Raw genomic sequence first — 22,750 nt, 5'->3', positions numbered from 1 at the left:
GTGAAAGCCCATTCGCCCAGTGCGGCGAAGCAGCGTGGCATGGCCATCATCAGCGCCTTGCTGATCGCCGCGGTGGTGGCGGTGATCGCCGGGGGCATGCTCACCCGACAAACCTCTTTCACCCGCGCGGTGGAAGCCGAACAGGCGCGGATCGTCGCTGCCGGGGTGCTTCAGGGCAGCCTGGAGTACAGCCGGCAACTGCTTTGGGACGCGCGCCAGCGTGATGTGTTGACACGCCTCGACCAGGCCTGGGCGCAGCCCATCGGCGACCAGGCCCTGGGTGGATTCAACGCCGGGTTCCAGGGCCACCTGCAAGACCTGCAGGGTAAGTTCAACCTGCGCAACCTGGTGTTCAACCAGCAGGTGGATGCGGGGCAACTGCAGAGCTTCCAGCAGCTGTGCCAACTGATCGGCATCGATGGCGCCCTGGGCCGGCGCATCAGCCAGCGGGTGATCGCTTCCTACCCCCAGCGCCTGCAGGCGCCAGCCGCCACCAGCAGCCATGGCAGTTTCAACAGCGGTCGCCAGACCTCGGCAGGCGCTGCGGCTCAGACCCTGGCGCCCAGGCAGCCGATGCTGCGCAGCCTGGACGACTTGCTCGGCCTTGAGGGCGTGACCCCGGAACTGCTGGCGCGCCTGGAGCCGTACGTGAGCATCCTGCCGGGCAACACCTGGATCAACGGCAACACCGCCCGCGCCGAGGTACTGGCGGCGGCGGTGCCGGGCCTGGATCTGTCCCGGGCCCGGGCCCTGGTGGCCGAGCGTGACGCCGGGCACTGGTTCATCAACCGTGGCGATTTCGTCAATCGCCTGCGCCTGCCGCAGTTGCAGGTGGACCAGATCAAGGTCGGCATCACCAGCGAGTGGTTCCTGCTTCAGGGCCAGGCCCGCCGTGATCAGCGCCGGGTCAGCCTGCAAGCGTTGCTGCACCGTCCCGAGGACCGCATGCCCCAGGTGATCTGGTCGCGGGTGGGCGCATGAGCCGCCTGCGCATCGGCCTGCCGCCCCTGGACTTGCTGCTCGACGCCGAGCAGCCGCAGCAGTGCCGGGTGGATTTTGCAAGGCTCGATCGTGGTGGGCGGGTCACGGATACCGGTTGCTGTGCCCTGGGCCAGCTGGGGTTGCCGGGCAAGGGTGACAAGCCGCCCGCAGTGGAATGTTTCCTGCACCCACTGGACAGCCTGCTGACCCAGATCCCATTGCCGCAATTGCCCGCTGCGCGGATCAAGGCCGCGGTGGCCTGCGCCGCCCAGGCGCTGATCCTCGGCCCCAGTGAACAGATGCATGTGGCCCACGGCCCCCGGGATGCAGAGGGCCAGGTGGCGCTGAGCTGGCTGCCCCGGGAACGCCTGCAGGCCCTGGGGCGGCTACTGGAGCAGGCCGGGTTGAAGCTCGCCGGCCTGTACCCGGCGCCCTACGCCTTGCCGGCGCCGCCCCCGGGGCAGGTCAACCTGTGCCTGCTGGACGAACAGTTGCTGGTGCGCCAGAGCACCACCCAGGGCAGCGTCCAGCCCCTGGTGGCCGAGACCCTGGAGCAGTTGCGCGCCAGCGCCAGTGAGCTGTGCTGGATCGGCGAAGTGCCAGCGCTGCCGGGGCAACCATTGCCAGCGCCACAACCTCTGCCGGCGCAATTGCGCTGGAGCGGCACGCCGCCTTCCTGGGGCCTGCACAGCGGCGCGCTGGCCGGCACCCGCGCCCCCCAGGGCTGGGGCCGGGCCCTGGGCTGCTGCGCCCTGGCGGTGGTGGTCTGGGTGTTGGGCCTGAACCTGTACGCCGCCCGCGAGGCAGAGCAGGGGCAGCGGCTCAAGGCGCAGATGAGCCAGCGGGTCAAGCAGGTATTCCCCGAATTGCCGGTGGTGCTCAACCCGCTGCAACAGGCTCGCCAGCAGCTGGCGGCGCGCCAGAGCGGCGCTGCGGCGGACCCGAGCCAGGGCTTCGCCCACCTGCTGGCCCAGGCGGGGCTGGCCATGCCGTTCATAGTGGGCAGCGTGCAAAGCCTGGACTTTTCCGGGCAGCGCTTGCAGCTCCAATTGTTGCCAGACACCCCGAAAACCGCCGACAGCACCTGGCAGGGGGCCCTGATCCAGGCCGGCTACAGCGTCCAGGCCCAGGGCAACGGCTGGAGCCTGGCCCCGGGGCAGGCGCCAGCCGAAGAGCGCACTGGCGAGGCAACGGGAGAAGACAATGAATAAGGCCTTGCTGGCGTCGTATCGGGCGCGCTGGTCGCGCCTGCGGGCCCAGGCCCTGGGCCACTGGAACGGCCTGGCCCTGCGGGAAAAACGCTTGCTGGGGGCCACTGCCCTGGGGGGGCTGGGGCTGTTGCTGTGGGTGCTGCTGATCCAGCCGCCGCTGAAGAAGATCGACTACTGGCAAGCCGAGACACCCAAGCTGCGCTCCCAGGCCGAGGCCCTGGAAGTGCTGCTGCACGAGGTTGCGGCGGGCCCTCGCAATGCCCCGGGCGAAAGCCTGGAACAGGCCCTGCGCCAGGCCCTGGATGCGGCCGGGCTCCAGGGCCGCTACCAGTTGCAACACGCGGATCAAGCCGGCCCCGAGAGCTGGCGGTTGACCTTTGAGCAGGCCCCGGCGGATGCCGTGGTCGGCTGGCTGCTGGGGGCTCCCCGGCAGTTTTCACTGCAGGTGGTGGAGGCTCGTCTGCAACGCGCAGACGCGGCCGCCGCCCAAGACTCGGCAGGCACACTGTCCGGGACCGTTCGCATGGATCAGGCGCAGGGCGCTAAGGAAGCTTCATGAAGTGGTCAGGTTCCAACTACGTGCGCCAGTGTCGCAAGGCCGCACCTTTTCTGCTGCTGGCGCTGGGGGCTTGCAGCAACACCACCTCCACCACGCCGCCGCCCTTGCTGGTGGACAGCGAGCTGGGCCAGCCCCTGGCCGATACCCGGCGCAGCGGCGACCTGCTGGCGGACCGCGAGCGTTTGCAGACGCAACAGGCCCAGCGGCCGAAAGTCCTGCACCCGGTCACCAGCAGCCGCGCCCAGGGCACGTCGCGCAGCACCAGCGTGCCGCGCAATCCACTGGGGGATCAGCCGGTGCAACTGAACTTCGTCGACGCCGATATCCAGGCGGTGGTCCGCGCGCTGTCCCGTTCCACCGGCCAGCAGTTCCTGGTGGACCCACGGGTCAAGGGCAACCTGACCCTGGTCAGCGAAGGCCAGGTGCCGGCGCACCAGGCCTACGACATGCTGCTGGCGGCCCTGCGCATGCAGGGTTTCTCGGTGGTGGACGTGGGCGGGGTGGCCCAGGTGGTGCCCGAAGCCGACGCCAAGCTGCTGGGCGGGCCGATCTACAGCGCCGACAAGCCGGCGGGCAACGGCATGCTGACCCGCACCTTCCGCCTGCAATATGAAAATGCGGTGAACCTGATTCCGGTGCTGCGGCCCATCGTCTCGCCGAACAACCCGATCAATGCCTACCCGGGCAACAACACCATCGTGGTCACCGACTACGCCGAGAACCTGCAGCGGGTGGCGCAGATCATCAACGGCATCGACACCCCGAGCGCCATCGACACCGATGTGGTGGCGGTGCAGAACGGCATCGCCGTGGACATCGCCACCATGGTCGCCGAACTGCTGGAAACCCAGGGCGCCGACCAGACCCAGAAGATCAGCGTGATCGGCGACCCGCGTTCCAACTCCATCATCATCCGTGCCGGCAGCCCGGAGCGCACCGAACTGGCGCGCAACCTGATCTACAAACTGGACAACGCCCAGAGCAACCCCAGCAACCTGCACGTGGTGTACCTGCGCAACGCCCAGGCCGGCAAGCTGGCCCAGGCCCTGCGCGGGCTGCTCACCGGGGAAAGCGACAGCGCCGGCAGCGACGGCGCCCGGGCCATGCTCAGCGGCATGGGCGGCAACAGCCAGGGCGCCCAGGGTGCGAGCCAGAACAGCAGCGGCACGCCCACCGCCAGTGGCAACCTGAACAACAGCAGCAGCGGCAGTGGTGCCTACGGCCAGGGCAGCAGCGCCGGCCAGAGGGGCACGGGCCAGCAGAATGACCAGAACACCGCCTTCAGTGCCGGTGGCGTGACCATCCAGGCCGATGCCACCACCAACACCTTGCTGATCTCGGCGCCGGAGCCGCTGTACCGCAACCTGCGGGAGGTCATCGACCAGCTCGACCAGCGTCGCGCCCAGGTGGTGATCGAGAGCCTGATCGTCGAAGTCAGCGAAGACGATGCCAGCGAGTTCGGCGTGCAGTGGCAGGCCGGCAATCTCGGCGGGCATGGCGGCTTTGGCGGGGTCAACCTCGGCGGCAGCGGGCTGGTGGGCATGCCGGCGAGCAAGACCAGCATCGACGTGTTGCCCAAGGGCCTGAACGTCGGCGTGGTCAACGGCACGGTGGACATCCCGGGGATCGGCAAGGTGCTGGACCTCAAGGTCCTGGCCCGGGCCCTGAAGAGCAAGGGCGGCACCAACGTGTTGTCGACGCCCAACCTGTTGACCCTGGACAACGAGGCGGCGAGCATCTTCGTCGGCCAGACCATTCCCTTTGTCACCGGCAGCTATGTGACCGGCGGTGGCGGCACCAGCAACAATCCGTTCCAGACCGTGCAGCGTGAAGAGGTGGGCCTGAAGCTCAATGTGCGGCCGCAGATCTCCGAAGGCGGCACGGTGAAGCTGGACATCTACCAGGAGGTCAGCAGCGTCGACCAGCGGGCTTCGGTGGACGCCGGCACCGTGACCAACAAGCGGGCGATCGACACCAGCATCCTGCTGGATGACGGGCAGATCATGGTGCTCGGCGGCTTGCTGCAGGACGGTTACAGCCAGAGCAACGACGCAGTGCCGTGGCTGTCGAACATCCCCGGGCTCGGGGTGCTGTTTCGCAACGACAAGCGCAGCGTGACCAAGACCAACCTGATGGTGTTCCTGCGGCCCTACATCATTCGCGACAGTGGCGCGGGGCGCAGCATTACCCTCAATCGCTATGACTTCATGCGCCGGGTACAGGGCCAGTTGCAGCCGGAGCGCAGTTGGGTGATGCCGGATATCCAGGCGCCGCAACTGCCGGCGGCGAGCAAGGCGATCCCCGGGGCAGTGCCGGTGTCCCTGCAGGGTGTACCGCAGACGCCGCGGGCGCCGATTCGCGCGGTGCCGGTGCAATGAACGGGGTAAAGGGGCCCCAAATCCGGGCTGCCAAACCCTTCGTAGGCGCCGGTTTGCCGGCGAAGAGGCCCGTGGATTGGGCGCTGGTCTTGCTGGCGCCTGCGCTGGCAAGCCCGCCCCTGATGGGGGATGCCCCCATTCATTTCCAGGCCGGCGAGCATTGCGGGTTTCACCGTGGCCGCCCGCGCAATGGCGCCGCACCCCACAAGGAGCCACAGCCATGACCACCCAGTTGCCCTACGCCTGGGCCAAGTCCCAGCGCATCCTCCTGCGCCACACCGAGCAGGGCGCGGTACTGCTGGTGTGCCCCTCGACGCCTGGCTGGTCCATCAGCGAAGCCCGCCGCCAGTTCGGCCCGGCGCGCCTGGAGCGGATTCGCGACGAGGAACTCGACGGCCTGCTGGCCACCGCCTACGCCGACACCGGCAGTGCCGCAGCGGTGGTCGGGGCGGCGGAGAACGAGGTGGACCTGGACCGCTTGATGCAGGACATGCCGGAAATCACCGACCTGCTGGACACCCAGGACGGCGCCCCGGTAATCCGCATGATCAACGCCTTGCTCACCCAGGCCGCGCGGGACGAGGCCAGCGATATCCATATCGAACCCTTCGAGACCCATTCGGTGGTGCGCTACCGGGTCGACGGCACCCTGCGCGACGTGGTGTCGCCACGCAAGGCGCTGCACGGCGCGCTGGTGTCGCGGATCAAGATCATGGCCCAGCTGGACATCGCCGAAAAACGCCTGCCCCAGGACGGACGCATCGCCCTGCGGGTGGCCGGGCGGCCCATCGATATCCGTGTGTCCACAGTGCCCACCGGGCATGGCGAGCGGGTGGTGATGCGCCTGCTGGACAAGCAGGCCGGGCGCCTGCAACTGGAAACCCTGGGCATGGACCCGGACCTGCTGGCGCGCCTGGATACCCTGATCCGCCAGCCCCACGGCATCGTCCTGGTCACCGGGCCCACCGGCAGCGGCAAGACCACCAGCCTCTACGCGGCCCTGGCCCGGCTGGATGCCAGCACCAGCAATATCCTCACCGTCGAGGACCCGGTGGAATACGACCTGCCGGGCATCAGCCAGATCCAGGTCAACGCCAAGATCGACATGACCTTCGCCCTGGCCCTGCGGGCGATCCTGCGCCAGGACCCGGACATCATCATGATCGGCGAGATCCGCGACCTGGAGACCGCGCAGATCGCGGTCCAGGCCTCGCTCACCGGGCACCTGGTGTTGGCGACCCTGCACACCAACGACGCGGTATCGGCGGTCAACCGCCTGATCGACATGGGGGTGGAGCCGTTTCTCCTGGCCTCGTCGATGCTCGGGGTGCTGGCCCAGCGCCTGGTGCGGCGCCTGTGCAACCAGTGCAAGGAGCAGGACCCGGCCAACCCGGGCACCTGGCGCCCGGTGGGCTGCCCGGCCTGCAACCACATCGGCTACAGCGGGCGAACCGGGATCCATGAGCTGTTCTGCATCGATGACGATGTGCGCAGCCTGATCCACCAGGGCGCCGAGGAGCAGGCCCTGCGTGCCGCCGCGCGCCGGGCGGGGATGTTCAGCATGCGCGAGGACGGTGAACGCTGGGTGCGCAGCGGCGCCACCGCGCCGGAAGAAATCCTGCGTGTGACACGGGACGCCTGATGAATCGCTATCGCTATGAAGCCGCCGACGCCCTCGGCAAGATCGAATCCGGGCACCTGGAAGCCGACAGCCAGGGCGCGGCCTTCGCCAGCCTGCGCAGCCGCGGCCTGACCGCCTTGCTGGTGCAGCTCGATGGCAACGGCGGCGAGGGCGGAGCAGGGGGGCTGCTGCGCCCCAGGCTCTCGGACAACGACCTGGCCTGGGCCACCCGCCAGCTGGCCAGCCTGCTGGGGGCCAGCCTGCCGCTGGAGGCGGCGCTGAGCGCCACGGTGGAGCAGGCCGAGCGCAAGCACATCGCCCAGACCCTGAGCGCGGTGCGCGCGGATGTGCGCAGCGGCATGCGCCTGGCCGAGGCCCTGGCGGCGCGGCCCAGGGATTTTCCGGAGATCTACCGGGCGCTGATCGCCGCCGGCGAAGAGTCCGGCGACCTGGCCCAGGTCATGGAACGGCTGGCGGACTACATCGAAGAGCGCAACGGCCTGCGGGGCAAGATCCTCACCGCCTTTATCTACCCCGGGGTGGTGGGGCTGGTGTCCATCGGCATCGTGATCTTCCTGCTCAGCTATGTGGTGCCTCAGGTGGTCAGTGCCTTCTCCCAGGCGCGCCAGGACCTGCCGGGGCTGACCCTGGCCATGCTCAATGCCAGTGATTTCATCCGTGCCTGGGGCGGCCTGTGCTTTGCCGCCATGGTCGCCGGGTTCTGGGGCTGGCGGGTGTACCTGCGCAACCCCCGGGCGCGCTTGAACTGGCACAGCCGGATCCTGCGCCTGCCGCTGATCGGGCGCTTTGTCCTGGGGCTGAACACCGCGCGTTTTGCCTCGACCCTGGCGATCCTCGGCAGCGCCGGGGTGCCTTTGTTGCGGGCCCTGGAAGCGGCGCGCCAGACCCTGTCCAACGACCGCTTGAGCCAGAGCGTGAGCGAGGCCACGGCCAAGGTGCGCGAAGGCGCCAACCTGGCGGCGGCGCTGCGGGTGGAAAAAGTCTTTCCGCCGGTGCTGATCCACCTGATCGCCAGCGGCGAGAAGACCGGCGCCTTGCCGCCGATGCTGGAACGGGCCGCGCAGATCCTGTCGCGGGATATCGAGCGTCGGGCCATGGGCATGACCGCCTTGCTCGAACCCTTGATGATCGTGGTGATGGGCGGTGTGGTGCTGGTGATCGTGATGGCGGTACTGCTGCCGATCATCGAGATCAACCAGCTGGTCACCTGAACCGCACAACCCGACCCGACCTGACCCCGTCCGGCCCGGTCTGGCTCGGTCCGTAGGAGCTGGCTTGCCAGCGAAGGCGTCGGCAGCGGCGATGCAGGGCTGGTGGGCCTCTTCGCCGGCAAGCCGGCTCCTACGAGAGCGAAGCGGTGGTCCGAAGCACAGGGCAGGGCAGCCATAAAATGTCGCGCCGCGTGCCTCACTCCCGACCGGGCAACGGGCCAACCTCGGGTTCCTCGTTCTGTCATGTTCAGACTCGGTGGCCAGGGCCATCGGCCCTTGCAGCGCGATGCGGTTGTCCACCTTGGCAACCTGGCTGTCACCTTCCCGGGAAAGGCCGGAAAAACCCCGGCAAACACCCGAGAATCTTTTGCAAAAACAGGCGCTTTCTCCCGAGGTTTTTTCCTTTATCTGTCACCGGAAACTGCGAACTTCTCTTCCCATGGCCTCACCCATCAAGCCGTCTGGATCAAGGCTTCTGGCCCGAGTGCCATGGCGTCATGCAAGAGCAATTCACCCAACGTACGAACACGACGAAAGGAGATTCTTCATGTTTAAGCGCAACGTTCTCGCGGCATCCCTGACCCTGGCTGCCCTGTGCTCGGCACAGGCCGCAATGGCTGATATCAACGGCGGTGGCGCAACCCTGCCACAACCGCTGTACCAGACCGCTGGCGTACTGACCGCCGGCTTCGCTCCCTACATCGGCGTAGGCAGCGGCAACGGCAAGGCTGCCTTCCTGAACAACGACTACACCAAGTTCGTGGCCGGCACCACTGGCAAGAACGTGCACTGGGCTGGTAGCGACTCCAAGCTCACCGCCGCTGAATTGAGCAGCTACGCCACTGGTCACCAAGCAGCCTGGGGCAAACTGATCCAGGTACCTTCGGTGGCCACTTCGGTTGCCGTTCCATTCAACAAGGCTGGCACTGCTGCCGTTGACCTGAGCGTCAACGACCTGTGCGGCGTGTTCTCGGGCCGTGTTTCCGACTGGAGCCAGATCGCAGGTTCGGGCCGTACCGGCGCCATCACCGTGGTTTACCGCAATGAAAGCAGCGGCACCACCGAGCTGTTCACCCGCTTCCTGAACGCCAAGTGCGCCGAGACCGGCACCTTCGCCGTGACCACCAACTTCGCTTCCAGCTACTCGGGCGGCCTGCCTGCCGGTGCTGTTGCCGCTGTTACCAGTCAAGGCGTCATGGATGCGCTGAACGCTGGCGACGGTCGCATCACCTACATGAGCCCGGACTACGCCGCGCCGACCCTGGCCGGCCTGGACGACGCTACCAAGGTGGCCAAGGTGGCTGGCGTTTCCCCGGCGCCTGCCAACGTTTCCTCGGCTATCGCCGCGGTTACCGTGCCTGATGTCAGCGTTCGTGCCGACCAGAACCTGTGGGTTCCTGTCTTCACTTCCCAGGCCAACATCGACGCCAACCCGACCGACAAGAGCCTGCGCCTGTACCCAACCAGCGGCTATCCGATCCTGGGCTTCACCAACCTGATCTTCAGCCAGTGCTACGCCGACGCTACCCAGACTTCGCAAGTACGGGCGTTCTTCAGCCGTCACTACGGTGCCGGCGCTCTGTCCAACAACGACACAGCGATCAAGAACAACCGCTTCGTGCCGCTGCCAGATGCCTGGAAAACCGCTGTACGTGACTCCTTCGTCACTGCTTCCAGCGGCCTGAGCATCGGTAACGCCAGCGTCTGCAACGCCATCGGCCGTCCGCTGTAACTCTCGCGTCCGATACCTGAACCACCCGGATCAGCAACGGTTTCGACCGTTGCTGATTTTTTCATGCTCGGCACAGCGGTCCGGCACGAGTGCTCCCCCGTCCTGATACGACAGGAGTCATGCCAGATCTGCAACGCCATTGGCCGACCTTTCTAGCCGGCCAGCGCCGCTTGCCCCTGCCTGCCGCCGTGGCATGCAGGCGCAACACCCTGCACCCCGAAGATGAATTTTCCGTGACATCCGTTCGGTCGCGCCTCGCGCCAACGGCCTATCCCCTAAAGCAGTGACGCGCGCCCTGGGCCCTACAAGCGTCGCGCTCCCGTGGGCGTCATAACAAAGGATGAGTAGTAATGGTTCGCTGCAAACCACCGGTCAAATCCCCCGCGCTGCGCCCTGATGGCGAGCTGCCGATCCTGCGGCTCAAGCCCCTGGCCCAGGCCATCGCCCTGCTGATGGTGGCGGGCAGTGCCCATGGCGCCACGGCCTTCAGTTCCGGCTGGTTCGCCGACAAGGGAGCGTCCCAGGCCGCCACCGCCGCGCGTACCAACGGCCAGGTACCGGGGATCCCGCCGCTGTCCCAGCAGACTCGCGCCAACCAGCAGTTGCAGCGCTCCCTGAGCAACCTCAATTCCAGCGTCGCCGCCATCGCCGCCCAGCAAGCGGCCCAGGCTGCCGCACGCCAGGCCGCGTTCGGCACGGTGAGCACCATTCCCGATGGCCTCGGCGAAGGCGGGCTGAAAGTCGACAACAGCCTGACCCAGGGCTGGCTCAATGCCAAAGGGCCGGTGCAGAGCCAGTCCGGCGGCAAGACCACGGTGACCATCGAGCAGACCGCCGACAAGGCCATTCTCAACTGGGAGACCTTCAACGTCGGGCGCAACACCACCGTCGATTTCCAGCAGCAGTCCAACTGGGCGCTGTTGAACAAGGTCAACGACCCCAACGGTCGGCCCAGCGAGATCCAGGGCCAGATCAAGGGCGCCGGTACGGTGATGATCATGAACCGCAACGGGGTGATCTTCAGCGGCACCAGCCAGGTCAATGTGCGCAACCTGGTGGCGGCCGCGGCCACCATCAGCGACGAGCAGTTCACCCAGCGCGGGCTCTATGTGGACGCCAACGGCACCCAGCCGACCTTCAGCGATGCCCTGGGCAAGGTCCAGGTGCAGCGTGGCGCGCTGATCCAGACCCACCCGGCGGCCACTTCCACCGAATCCGGTGGCTATGCCTTGCTGCTGGGCTCGGAAGTGGAGAACGCCGGCACCATCGTCACCGCCAAGGGCCAGACCACCCTGGCGGCCGGCGACAGCTTCTACATCCGCCGCGGGGTCGGCACCAGCGGCAACCAGCACTCGACCACCCGGGGCAATGAAGTTGCCACTTCGCTGAAGCCCGGCAGCAGCGCCGGCAAGGTCAGCAACAGCGGCCTGATCATGGCCTCCACGGGCGATATCACCCTCACCGGGCACCAAGTGGCGCAGAACGGCGTGGCCCTGGCCAGCACTTCGGTGGACACCCGCGGCACCATCCATTTGCTCAACTCCGCCAGCGACAGCACTGGCAGCGTGACCCTGGGGCAGGGCAGCACCACCGCAATCCTGCTGGACAGCAGTGGCAGCACCGCGCTGGACAGCCAGCGCAACAGCGGCCTGATCAACCTCGACGGCACCCCGAGCAACTTGATCACCGGCCAGTTCAACAACCTCAGCAGCGTGGCCGACCGCACTGACCAGTCCCGGGTGGAGATCGTCAGCGGTGGCACCGTGGACTTCCAGGACGGCTCCATCACCCTGGCCACCGGCGGCCAGGTGGCGGTCAGCGCCGGGCAGCGCAGCCTGGTGCGCGATGGCGCGGTGATCGATGTGGCCGGCGCGGTCGGGGTCAAGGTGGCGATGGAGTCCAACACCATCAAGATCAACGTCCAGGGCAACGAGCAGCGCGACTCGGCGGGCAACCGCGACAGCGGCCAGTTGATCAACAACGACGTCTGGGTCGACCTGCGCGAGCTGGTGTTCGTCCCGGCGGGCACCAACGGCTACGCCACCGATCGCTGGTACACCGCCGGCGGCCTGCTGGAAGTGGGCGGCTACCTCGGCACCCAGGGCCACAACATCGGCGAGTGGATGGCCCAGGGCGGTACCCTGACCTTCACCGGCAAGGACGTGGTGACCCAGTCCGGCGCCCAGTTGAACCTCTCCGGCGGCACCGTCGATGTGCAGGGCGGCTACATCCAGCAGACCTGGCTCAAGGGCGCCGACGGGCGCCTGTACGAGCTCTCCAGGGCGCCGGGGGACCTGCTCTACACCGGCATCTACAAGGGCTATGTGGACAGCAGCCCGCGCTGGGGCCGCACCGATTACTACTACAACCCGCTGATCGCCCAGCAGCGCCGCTACGAGGCCGGCTACAGCGTGGGTCGCGACGCCGGCAAGCTGGTGATCGGCACCAGCAACGCCGTGCTCGAAGGCCAACTGGTGAGCGAAGTGTTCAAGGGCGACCGCCAGACCCAGGCGCCGAATATCAACCTCGACGGCTACCAGCAATCGCACAAGGCCGCGGCCCAGCGCGCGCAACTGATCATTGGCAACTACACGCCGATCTACAACAAGGCCAGCGGCACCCTGCGCTACGCCCTGAGCCCCGGCGTGGATAACGTGCTGATCGAGGCCAACCAGCAGAAGATCGCCGACGGCCTGGACCTCGCCACCGCCCTGCCGGCCAACCGCCAAGGCCAGCTGGTGCTGGACAGCGACCAGCTCAACGGCTTCCAGCTGGGGGCGATCAAGGTCGGCGCCAGGCAGCAGGTCCAGGTCAACGGCGCGCTGAAGGTGGCCGATGGCGGCGACATCACCCTGTTCGGGCCAGAGGTCAAGATCAACGCCAACCTCACCGCCCACGGCGGCAGCATCAACGCCGGCAACGTGCTGAACCAGGTGGACGTGAACCGCAACTTCGCGGTCGGCGATGTGATCCTCGCGCCCACCGGCGGCGCCCAGGCCCGGGTCGATGTGGCCAACGGGGTCAAGCTGGATGTCAGCGGGCGCTGGAACAACCTGGCCCTGGACCCCTCGGACAGCAGCGGCGTGGCCTTTATCAACGGGGGCAAGGTGTCGCTGCGCAGCAGCGGCGACCTCAACCTGGCCCACGGCACCCTGGTGGATGCCAGTTCCGGCGCCAGCATCGCCTATGACGGCAAGACCAGCGGTGGCAAGGGCGGCGACGTGACCCTGGCCGCCGACGGCAAGCTCGACCTCGATGGCGAACTGCGCGGGTATGGGGTCAACGGTGGCGGCACCCTGGCCCTGCAGGCGCACAAGGTGCTGATTGGCGCCCGTGATCCGGCCCCCGAGGCCGGCACCCTGCAACTGGCCGGGGATTTCTTCAACAAGGGCTTCGGGGCCTACGACGTCACCGGCAACGAAGGCCTGACCGTGGCCGAGGGGGCCCAGGTCGAGGTCAACATGCCGGTCTACCGCTTCGGGGCCCAGGCCAGCAACAGTGCCACTGGCAGCGACCCGGCCACGGTGCTGGAGCGCTGGTTGCCGCAGCTGTACCAGCAGGATGCAACCAGGGGCGTGCTGACCCAGCGCCGCGGCGCCGGCCTGACCCTGAGCGCCGGCAACCAGTACTCCACGGCCGCCCAGTTGGCCACCACGGCGCTGAACGTGGGGCAGGGCGCGGTGATCAGTGTCGATCCGGGGCAGGCCATCAACCTGCGCAGCGTCGGCCAGTTGACCCTGAACGGCACGCTCAATGCCTGGGGCGGCAGCGTCAGTCTGGGCGGCCTGACGGTGGCCAGTTCCGAGGCCGTCAATGCCGCCGGTCACGGACGCTCGATCTGGGTTGGCGAGCAGGCGGTGATTGATGTGGCGGCGCGGGCGCAGAGCGCCATTGACAGCCGTGGCCGCCGTTACGGCCAGGTGCGCAATGGCGGCAAGATCGCCATCGGCGGCGAGATCGACCTGGCCACCGGTATCGCCAAGGCCAGCGACCTGTTTGTGGTGGTGCGCGAGGGTGCGCGTCTCGACGCTTCCGGCGCCCAGGCGGCCCTGGACATTCCCGGCCAGGGCCGGGTGCAGGTGGCCAGCAACGGTGGCAGCATCAGCTTCGCCTCCAACAACGGCCTGTACCTGGACGGCAGCTTCGTCGCCCGGGCCGGAGGCGCTGGCGCTGCAGGGGGCACCTTGTCGCTGGCCCTGGAAAGCCCGTACTACATCAAGAACGCGGTCAGTGACCGGGTGCTCAAGGCCCGGGAACTGCTGCTCAGCCAGACCCACCAGGGCAGCGCGCTGCCCGCGAGCGCAGACGCCGCGGCCGCCGGCCTGGAGTATGGCCATGGCCGCCTCGGGGTGGATCAAGTCACCGCCGGCGGCTTCGACAACCTGGCACTGCTGAGCAACGGCCTGTTGAGCTTCGATGGCGATGTGTCGCTGAACATGGGCCAGAGCCTGCGCCTGTACAGCGGCGCCCTGGACCTCAGCGAAAACGCCGCGGCCAATAGCCGGGTCAACCTGTCGGCACCCTACCTGCTGCTGGCGGGCATCCTCGCGCCGCTGGAAGCCAAGGACCAGTACGTGCGTCCGGTCTCCACCGGCACGCCGTCGCAACGGGCCACCCAGGCGCAGTTCAATGCCAGCGGCAACCTGATCGATGTGCGTGGCAACGTGGTGTTCGGCAGCAAGGGCACATTGCGCCAGGCCGACAACAGCCTGCTGAGCGTCGAGCGCCGGGGCTTCGACCATGTGCAACTGACCAGCCAGGGCGACCTGCGCTTTCTCGCCGGGGCCGGGGCCGATGTGATCGCCAAGGGCATCAGCACCCAGTTGTTGACTCAGGGCGACATGACCCTGCGGGCCGCGCAGTTGTACCCGGGCACCGAGGTTGGGGCCCGGGTGATTGCCGGCTACCTCAACGACATCTCCGGCACCCGCATCAACTTCGACCCCTCGCGCACCCTGACCATCGGCCGCACCGGCCATGGCGAGGCGCCTGTGCCGTACTCGGCCTTCGGCCGCTTGCAGCTGGGCGCGGCCAACATCCAGCAGGGCGGGGTGGTCCGTGCGCCCCTGGGGCTGATCGAGATCGGCAACCTGGGCGCGAGCAAGGTCGAACTGCTGCCCGGCAGCCTGACTTCGGTCAGCGGCAAGGGCCTGGTACTGCCTTACGGCGGCACCGTCGATGGCCAGGTCTACAAGTACAACGGCAAGACCGTGAGCTTTCTCGGCCAGGGCGCCCTGGTGAATGAGAACAGCGACCTGAGCGTCGGGGTGATCCTGGGCGGCAAGTCGGTGCAGGTGCAATCCGATGCCACCGTGGACCTGTCCGGCGGCGGCGAACTGCTGGGCGCCGGGTTCATTTCCGGGCGCGGCGGCTCCACCGATGCGCGCTACAGCCCGCTGGTGCAGATCGGCGCCAACGGCAGCTTCATTCTCCCGGGCCTGGGCAGCAACCCGATCTACGCCATAGTGCCCGGGGTGCAGCCGGGCTATGCGCCGGTGGCGCCGGAGGGTGGCGCGGTGGACCCGCTGATCGGCCAGCAGATCACCATCGGCGCCGGAGTGCCGGGGCTGGCGGCGGGCACCTATACCCTGATGCCGTCCACCTATGCGCTGATGCCGGGGGCCTTTCGCGTCGAGATCAACGGCCTGGCCGGGCTCGGCTCCGAAGGCGCGACCCAGCCGTTGCGCAATGGCTCCTGGTCCACCGCCGGGCGCCTGTCGATCGCCCATACCGGGATCAGCAACAGCGTCGCCAGCCAGTTGATCCTGACCTCGGCCGACACCCTGCGCCGCTATTCCCAGTACAACGAAACCGGCTATGCCCAGTTCGCCCTGGCCGATGCCGCCAAGCTCGGGGTGCCACGGCCGATGCTGCCGGTGGACGCCAAGACCCTGAAGCTGGCCCTGGAGCCAGGGGCCGGTGCGGAGGCCTTCTCGTTCAAGGGCATTGGCCGCTTCGATGCCGCTGCGGGGGGCTATGGCGGCACCGTCGCGGTGTTGAACATGGGCAGTGGCAACATCGAAGTGGTGGCGGCCGGCAAGTCGGCCACCCAGGGTTTCAACGGCGTTACCCTGGATGCCGACAGCCTCAATGCCATGGGCGCAGCGCGCCTGATGCTGGGCGGCCTGACGCTGGTCAAGTACGGCCAGGGCGGCAACTACATCACCGTGGCCGAAGGCGTGAACACGCCCAAGGGTTCGATTACCTTGCGCGAGGGGGCCACCCTGGCCGCGCCGGAAGTGTTCCTGGTGAGCAACACCGGCGAGATCGTCCTGGAGCAGGGCGCCTCGATCAATACCCTGGGCCGGGGTAAGGCCAGCTATGACGCCCGTGACGGTTTCACCTACCAGGTGGCCAATATGCTGGCGGTCTCCAACGGCCTGCTCAACGTGATCAGCAAGGCCCAGGCCGGCGGACAGACCAGCGGCGGCATCCGGCTCGGGGTGTGCGCCAGCGCGCCGTGCAGCGGGCAGACCGCACTGTATTCCGATGGCAGCATCGTTGCCTTGACCGACAATGCCTTCGAGCTGGGTGACCAGGTGCGCTACGGCACCCGCCACCTGAACCTGGGCCTGAACAACATCAACGTCGGCAGCCCGGAGGCGCTGGCGGCAGCGGCGGCGGGCAATCGCCTGCCCAGCGGCATGACCCTGACCCAGCAACTGCTCGACCGCCTGCTGCGCGGCGATACCCAGTTCGGCGCTCCGGCCCTGGAGACCTTGCAGCTTTCGGCCCGGGACGGCTTCAACTTCTACGGCAGCACCAGCCTGGACACCTACGACCCGGCGACCGGCAAGTCGCTGCTGAGCAACCTGATGCTCTCCACCCCGGCGATCTACGGTGCCGGGGGCGCCAATGATGTGGCCAGCATCCACACCGCCAACCTGATCTGGCAGGGTTCCGAGGCGCCGGCAGGCGCGGTGGTGGCCGGTGGCGCCGGAACCGGCAGTGGCCGCCTGCAAATCAATGCCGAACGCATCGAGTTCGGCTACGGGGCCTTTGCCCAGCCCAGCACCACCAAGAGTTTCGACCGCCTGGCCCTGGGTTTTGCCAACGTCGACCTCAATGCCAGCCAGCGCATTACCGCCAACCACAAGGGCAGCCTGTCGGTCTACCAGAGCCAGGGCGCCTTCGATCCGCTCACCGGTTTTGCCTACAGCGGCGGCAACCTGAATATCCTCACCCCACTGATGACCGGCGAGGCCGGCTCGGTGAACCGCATCACCGCTGGCGGCGCCCTGGATATCGGCGCCTCGGCCGGCCCCCGTGGCGAGGCCAATGGCCAGGGCGCGGAACTGTCGCTGCAGGGCGACAGCATCCGCCTGGCCAGCGCCGTGGTGCTGCCTAGCGGCAAGGTGACCCTGGGGGCCCGGGGTGATGTCAGCCTGACCGATGCGGCGCTGATCGATGTGGCTGGCCGCACCATTGCCTTCAATGACCTGAGCAAATACGGCGCCGGCGGCGAAGTGCTGCTGCAGAGCGCTACCGGCAATGTGCTGCAGGCCACGGGCTCGACCATCGACCTTTCGGCCACCCATAACCAGGCCGGCAAGCTGCGGGCGGTGGCGCTGGACAGTGCGGCCGGCCGGGTAGACCTGGCGGGCAAGATCCTCGGTGGCAGCAGCGGCTACTACGATGCCGGCGGCACCCTGGTGCCGTTCCTCGGCGCCACGGTGGAAATCCAGGCCCAGCACCTGGGCAGCAGCGGCACCCTGGACGAGCAGTTCGCCGCCCTCAACCAGCGCCTGAACCAGGGCCAGGTCTTTGGCGCACGCAGCTTCCAGCTCAAGCAGGGCGACCTGACCATCGGCGACGGGGTCAGGGCCAGCACCGTCAACGTCTCGGTGGACAACGGCAGCCTGCGGGTTACCGGGCGAGTGGACGCCAGCGGCGAGCGGGTCGGCAGTATCAACCTGGCGGCCGGCAAGGGCCTGACCCTGGACGGCAGCGCGGTGCTCGATGCCCACGCCAGCAAGCTGCGGGTGGACAGTTACGGCAAGATCATCGACTCACCGAACCGCGCCAGCGTGGTGCTCAGCTCGGGCCAGGGCCGCCTGACCCTGGCCGACGGTGCGCGTATCGACCTGCGCCACGGCACCGACGTGGCAGTGGGCAGCGCTGCGGGGCAGAACGACGGCCGCAGCCGCGGCACCCTGGAGCTGAACGCGCCGCGCCTCGTCCAGGCGGACCAGAGCAGCAACGACATCGACATCGATGCCCGCGGCCCGCTGGATATCCAGGGCGCGCGCTCGATTGCGGTCAACGGCATGCTCCGCTACGACGATGCTCCGGAAAAAACCGACGCCACCGCCAACGGCCGCCCTTACCAGGAGATCACCCAGGCCTACCTGGATGCCAAGCATGCCCAGAGCACGGCCTTTATCAACGCGGCCCTGCAAAACAGCGACCTGCTGCAGAACAAGCTGGCCGGCCTGAACAACGCCAGCTATGCCGACGCCTTCCATCTGCGGCCCGGGGTCGAGATCGTCAGCAAGGGCGCAGACGGTGATCTGGTGGTGCAGGGCGACCTGGATCTGTCGGGTTATCGCTATGCCAGCCTCAACCCTCACAGCCAGAAGACCTCGGTCTACGGTTCCGGCGAGGTCGGCAGCCTGACCCTGCGCGCCGGGGGCGACCTGAATGTCTATGGCAGCATCAACGACGGCTTCGCGCCGCCACCTGCCACCGTGGATGACAAGGGCTGGGTGCTGCTGCCGGGCGTGGACTTCACCGGTGGCACGATCATCGTGCCGGGCAACGGCGTGACCCTGGCCGACGGCACCGCCTTCCCGGCGGGCAGCACCCTCAACTACGACCTGCCGATCAAGGGGCTGACCGTGGCCGCGGGCACGCGCCTGCCGGTCACGGCGACCCTGGACCAGACCCTGGTACTGCCGGCGGGTACGGTACTGGCGGCGGCGATTCGCGATGCCTCGGGCAACCTGCTGTTCGCCGCTGGCACCCTGCTCGGCGAGCCCCAGACCCTGGTCGCCGGCACCCGCCTGGAGGCCGGGACGCTGTTGACCCAAGGCACCCAGCTGCGGTCCATGACCTGGCCCAAGGGTGTGCCGCTGCCGCAAGTACACCTGGCCAATGTGAACAACAACCTCGTCATGCTCGACGGCAGCAAGGCCCTGCCCAAGGGCGGGCTGATCCCGGCCGGCACCAACGTCAAGCTGCCGAGCGGCGTCGACTCGGTGCAGTTGCGGCCCGAAGACGTCGGGCGCCAGGGCAAGCTCTGGGCCATTGCCCCGATGCTTGCCGAAGGCTCGCAATCCTGGTCCCTGCGCCTGGTGGCCGGGGCCGACACCAGCGCCGCCGACAGCCGCATCCTGCAAGCCAATCCAAGTAAAGGCGACCTGCATCTGGCCGACAGTCACTACGGCATGTTCGCCAAGGAGTTGCCTGCCAAGGGTGTACAGACCTGGACCCAGGATGCGGTCAACGACCTGGAGGCCATGGGGATCGTGGTCAAGCTTGGCGATCCAGTGGACCAGAAGCTCCTTGACGAGCTGGGCATGGGGTCGATCGACGACTTCTGCGGTGCCAGCCCTGTCTACTGCGCCATCGGGGTCAACTACGGCTGGAGCGAACTGGTCGTGCACGACTTGGCGGACCTGGGCGTCGTGGTCAAGGAGGGCGACCCGATCGACCAGAAGGTCCTCGACGACCTGGGCCTGGGCAGCATCGGTGACTTTTGTGCCGCGTCCCCGGCCTATTGCATCTCCTTGAGCAACAAGGAGTATGCCCCGGTGCCGGGCAGTACCCGCTTCAGCGTGATCCGCACCGGTACTGGCGACCTGGAACTGCTCAGTGCCGGCAACCTGAGCATGGACTCGCTGTATGGGGTCTACACCGCTGGTACTTCCTCACTGGCCACCGCGCCAGGTTCTCCTTACAACCAGGCCAAGGCTCCAGGGCGGGGCACCACGGTGCTCAACGACGTGAACAGCTACTTCGAGAAGTTCGTCGATGGCGGTAGCGAAAGCCTGTACCGCGCCTGGTATCCCGATGGAGGGGGCAACCTGAGCCTGCGGGTTGGCGGCAACCTGACCGGCAACATCGTGGATACCGCGGCGCAGTCTCAGAACCGGCCCAACCCCCAGGACAGTGGCCATGACTCGACCCAGGTCGGCAACTGGTTGTGGCGCCAGGGGGGAGGGCAATCCTTGCCGACGGCCTGGTGGATCAATTTCGGCAGCTACACCGCCACCACCGCCGCCGACCAGCTCGTGGGCTTTACCGGTTTCGGTACCCTGGGCGGCGGCAACCTCGATGTGCGGGTGGGCGGCGATGCCGGCGTGCTGAAGCCGATGGCCGGCAGCCTGGTGGAACGATCGGCTAATCCACGCACCCAGGGGCTGGTGCTGGCGGTAGGCAGTACTGGCAGGGTCACCGCCGATGGCGGGCTGCAATTGACCGGTGGTGGAGACCTGAGCTTGCAGGTGGGGGGAGGCCTGAACCCAGGCAGCAGCCTCACCAAGCAAAGCCAGATTGACGGTGTGCTGCTGAACTTGCGCGGTAATGCCCAGGTGCTCGGCGCTTCGGTGGGTAGCCTGGACCTGCACTATGGCAGCCGTCCGGATGACCACAGCGTGGGAGAAACCCGGGCCTTCGATCCTGTGCGGGCTACCACGGCCCTGGCAGCAGGGGGGATCACCCTGGTACCGGGCGATGCCACTTTCAATCTGTCGACCCGCGGTGACCTGGTACTGCAAAGCGTGATCGATCCGGGGCGTACCTCGTTGATGAACGGTTATGCCCTCGATGGGATCCAGGGTTCCGGGAAAACCTGGTTCTCCCTGTGGACCGAGCGCACGGCCATCGACCTGTATTCCGCCGGGGGCAATGCCACGCCGATGATGACGGCGGCGGAAACCGATCTGGCCGTCGTTTATCCGTCGATCCTGCGGGTGACGGCCGCCAGCGGCAGCCTGTACTACGGCAACGCTAAAGGGGTCGGCACGCTGAACAACAAGCGCTCGACCCTGGTGCTGGCGCCTTCCAACAACAGCCAATTGCAGTTGTTGGCGGGGGACTCGATCTATGGCGGGAACCTGTCCATCAACCAGTCTTTCGCCGCGCCTGCTACCCTGGCGACGCCCTTCAACCCGGCCTATGCGGCGAGGGATCTGAACAGGGTACTGATCCCAGGGATGAGCAACCTGTCCGCGGATGCGAACCTTGCCAGCGAGGACAGCTATCCGCTGTTCGCTTTCGGTTCGCCTACGGCCACCGGCGGCTGGCGACGCGATAGCGGCCCGGCGCGTTTCTATGCGCTCAAGGGCGACCTGTTGGCGGTCAGCAGTGGCCGTAGCCAGGTATTCACCAGTTATGTGGATCCACGCTTCGGTCAGACTCGTTATGAGGGGGGCGGGCCGGTATGGATGATGGCCGGGCGCGATATCGTCAGCAGCGGGATCCCCCTGGGGGGGGCCAGGTATGACGATGTCATCCTGGGCAGTTACACCTTCACTGGCAACTTGTTCATCCACGACAACCCCAGCGACATTTCCGTCGTCAGCGCCGGGCGCGACATCCTCTACAGCAACTTCAACGTCGCCGGCCCCGGCACCCTGGAACTGACCGCGGGGCGCAACATCCTCATGGAGGACAAGGTCAGCGTCACCAGCATCGGTGCCGTGGCGCCGGGGGACCGCCGGCCCGGGGCGAGCCTCGTGATGCAGGCCGGGTTCGGCCCCAACGGCCCGGACTACCGGCGCTTCGTCGAGGCTTACCTGGACCCGGCCAACCTCGCCCAGCCGGGCGAAAGCCTGTCGGGCGCCCGGGTGGCCAAGACCTACGAGGGCGAACTGCTGGACTGGCTGGCCGAGCGCTTCGGCTTTGTCGGCGACAGCGCCCAGGCCCGGGCCTATTACGCGGCCCTGCCTGCGGAACAACAGCGGGTGTTTGCCCGGAATGTGTATTTTGCCGAGCTCAAGGCCGCCGGCCGCGAGTACACCGAGGAAGGCGGCATGCGCCAGGGCAGCTATGCCCGTGGCCGTGCAGCGATTGCCGGGCTGTTCCCGAGCACCGACGTGGCGGGCAACCCGATCACCTACCAGGGCGATATCACCCTGTTCGGTGGTGCCGGGGTGCACACCGACTTTGGCGGCAACATCCAGATGCTGACCCCCGGCGGCAACCAGACCTTCGGCATCGAGGGCACGGCACCACCGGCCTCGGCCGGGGTCATCACCCAGGGCGCGGGGGACATCCAGCTGTACTCCCTGGGCAGCATCCTGCTGGGCCAGAGCCGGATCATGACCACCTTCGGCGGCTCGATCATGGGCTGGTCGGCGGCGGGCGACATCAACGCCGGCCGCGGTTCCAAGACCACCGTGGTCTATACACCGCCCAAGCGGGTCTACGACAACTGGGGCAACGTCAGCCTGTCGCCGTCGGTGCCCAGCACCGGGGCGGGGATCGCCACCCTCAACCCGATACCTGAAGTAGCAGCGGGCGACATCGACCTGATCGCGCCCCTGGGCACCATCGATGCCGGCGAGGCAGGGATCCGGGTCTCGGGCAACGTCAACATCGCCGCGCTGCGGGTGGTCAACGCGGCGAACATCCAGACCCAGGGCAAGTCCAGCGGGGTGCCGGTCGCAGCGGCGGTCAACACCGGCGCCATGACCTCGGCCAGCGCCGCCGGCTCCGCCGCGTCCCAGGCCGCGGAAGATGCGGCCCGCAACCAGCAGGCGGCGGCCAAGCAGGGCCGGGCGTCCATCGTCACCGTGGAAGTGCTGGGCTTTGGTAGCGAACCGGTGCAACGCCCCCGTGAAGACGCCAGCCGCGCCCCGGGCTACAACCCCGATAGCCCGGTGCAGGTGCTGGGCGCCGGACCCTTGAGCGACCAGGCGCGGGCGCGCTTGACCGACGAGGAGCGCGGGCAACTGACGCTGTAGGTTCTCTCGTGGTAGCAAGGCTTGGGGGGCGATCATCGATCGCCCCCCTTTTTTTGGGCGCCGGGGAGGTTCTATTCCAGGCGGGAATGCAATGAATAAAAACAATGAATTTTAATTATCAGACCTCA

Annotated in this window: 8 protein-coding genes; all 8 read left to right on the top strand. The window is 67.5% G+C overall.

Translation table 11 applies throughout. The features are described 5' to 3' along the window. The 8 genes from gspK to KCG88_RS06680 all read left to right on the top strand — a co-directional run bounded on the left by gspK (nucleotide 1) and on the right by KCG88_RS06680 (nucleotide 22,622). Nucleotides 1-981: a type II secretion system minor pseudopilin GspK gene (gene gspK / locus KCG88_RS06715; RefSeq protein ID WP_047336635.1), complete on the top strand. Its 981-nt coding sequence runs from the start codon at nucleotides 1-3 to the stop codon at nucleotides 979-981. Next, entirely contained in the window at nucleotides 978-2,192 is a 1,215-nt protein-coding gene (gene gspL / locus KCG88_RS06710; RefSeq protein WP_210712052.1) for a type II secretion system protein GspL, read from the top strand. The genes gspK and gspL overlap by 4 nt, the downstream gene beginning before the upstream one ends. Continuing rightward, the gene (gene gspM, locus KCG88_RS06705; RefSeq protein ID WP_210712051.1) at nucleotides 2,185-2,751 is read left to right on the top strand and encodes a type II secretion system protein GspM; all 567 of its coding nucleotides are present in this window, start codon (nucleotides 2,185-2,187) and stop codon (nucleotides 2,749-2,751) included. Before gspL ends, gspM begins: the two co-directional genes overlap by 8 nt. Then, on the top strand, nucleotides 2,748-5,129 hold the full coding sequence (gspD, locus tag KCG88_RS06700; RefSeq protein WP_210712049.1) for a type II secretion system secretin GspD: 2,382 nt from the start codon (nucleotides 2,748-2,750) through the stop codon (nucleotides 5,127-5,129). Before gspM ends, gspD begins: the two co-directional genes overlap by 4 nt. A gap of 220 nt (nucleotides 5,130-5,349) precedes the next feature. Beyond that, nucleotides 5,350-6,771, top strand: coding sequence for a type II secretion system ATPase GspE (gene gspE, locus KCG88_RS06695; RefSeq protein WP_047286300.1), 1,422 nt, complete (start codon nucleotides 5,350-5,352; stop codon nucleotides 6,769-6,771). After that, the gene (gene gspF / locus KCG88_RS06690; RefSeq protein WP_210712048.1) at nucleotides 6,771-7,982 is read left to right on the top strand and encodes a type II secretion system inner membrane protein GspF; all 1,212 of its coding nucleotides are present in this window, start codon (nucleotides 6,771-6,773) and stop codon (nucleotides 7,980-7,982) included. The genes gspE and gspF overlap by 1 nt, the downstream gene beginning before the upstream one ends. 547 nt (nucleotides 7,983-8,529) lie before the next feature. Further along, nucleotides 8,530-9,714, top strand: a complete 1,185-nt coding sequence (locus KCG88_RS06685) for a substrate-binding domain-containing protein (protein WP_047286302.1) — start codon at nucleotides 8,530-8,532, stop codon at nucleotides 9,712-9,714. A 350-nt stretch (nucleotides 9,715-10,064) separates the two neighbouring features. Further along, a complete protein-coding gene (locus tag KCG88_RS06680; protein ID WP_210712047.1) occupies nucleotides 10,065-22,622 on the top strand; it encodes a filamentous haemagglutinin family protein in 12,558 nt (4,185 codons plus the stop codon). Nucleotides 22,623-22,750 lie beyond the last annotated feature (128 nt).

It is taken from the genome of Pseudomonas sp. MWU349 (assembly GCF_017947325.1).
In the GTDB taxonomy this organism is placed as follows: domain Bacteria; phylum Pseudomonadota; class Gammaproteobacteria; order Pseudomonadales; family Pseudomonadaceae; genus Aquipseudomonas; species Aquipseudomonas protegens.
The sequence above is the reverse complement of the archived record's forward strand: the minus strand, read 5'-3'. Positions and strand labels throughout refer to the sequence as shown.

Excerpts from the sequence above, each read along its gene's own strand:
- gspL (WP_210712052.1), top strand. The coding sequence starts at position 978 with ATGAGCCGCCTGCGCATCGGCCTGCCGCCCCTGGACTTGCTGCTCGAC.
- gspM (WP_210712051.1), top strand. The coding sequence starts at position 2,185 with ATGAATAAGGCCTTGCTGGCGTCGTATCGGGCGCGCTGGTCGCGCCTG.
- gspD (WP_210712049.1), top strand. The coding sequence starts at position 2,748 with ATGAAGTGGTCAGGTTCCAACTACGTGCGCCAGTGTCGCAAGGCCGCA.
- gspE (WP_047286300.1), top strand. The coding sequence starts at position 5,350 with ATGACCACCCAGTTGCCCTACGCCTGGGCCAAGTCCCAGCGCATCCTC.
- gspF (WP_210712048.1), top strand. The coding sequence starts at position 6,771 with ATGAATCGCTATCGCTATGAAGCCGCCGACGCCCTCGGCAAGATCGAA.
- KCG88_RS06685 (WP_047286302.1), top strand. The coding sequence starts at position 8,530 with ATGTTTAAGCGCAACGTTCTCGCGGCATCCCTGACCCTGGCTGCCCTG.
- KCG88_RS06680 (WP_210712047.1), top strand. The coding sequence starts at position 10,065 with ATGGTTCGCTGCAAACCACCGGTCAAATCCCCCGCGCTGCGCCCTGAT.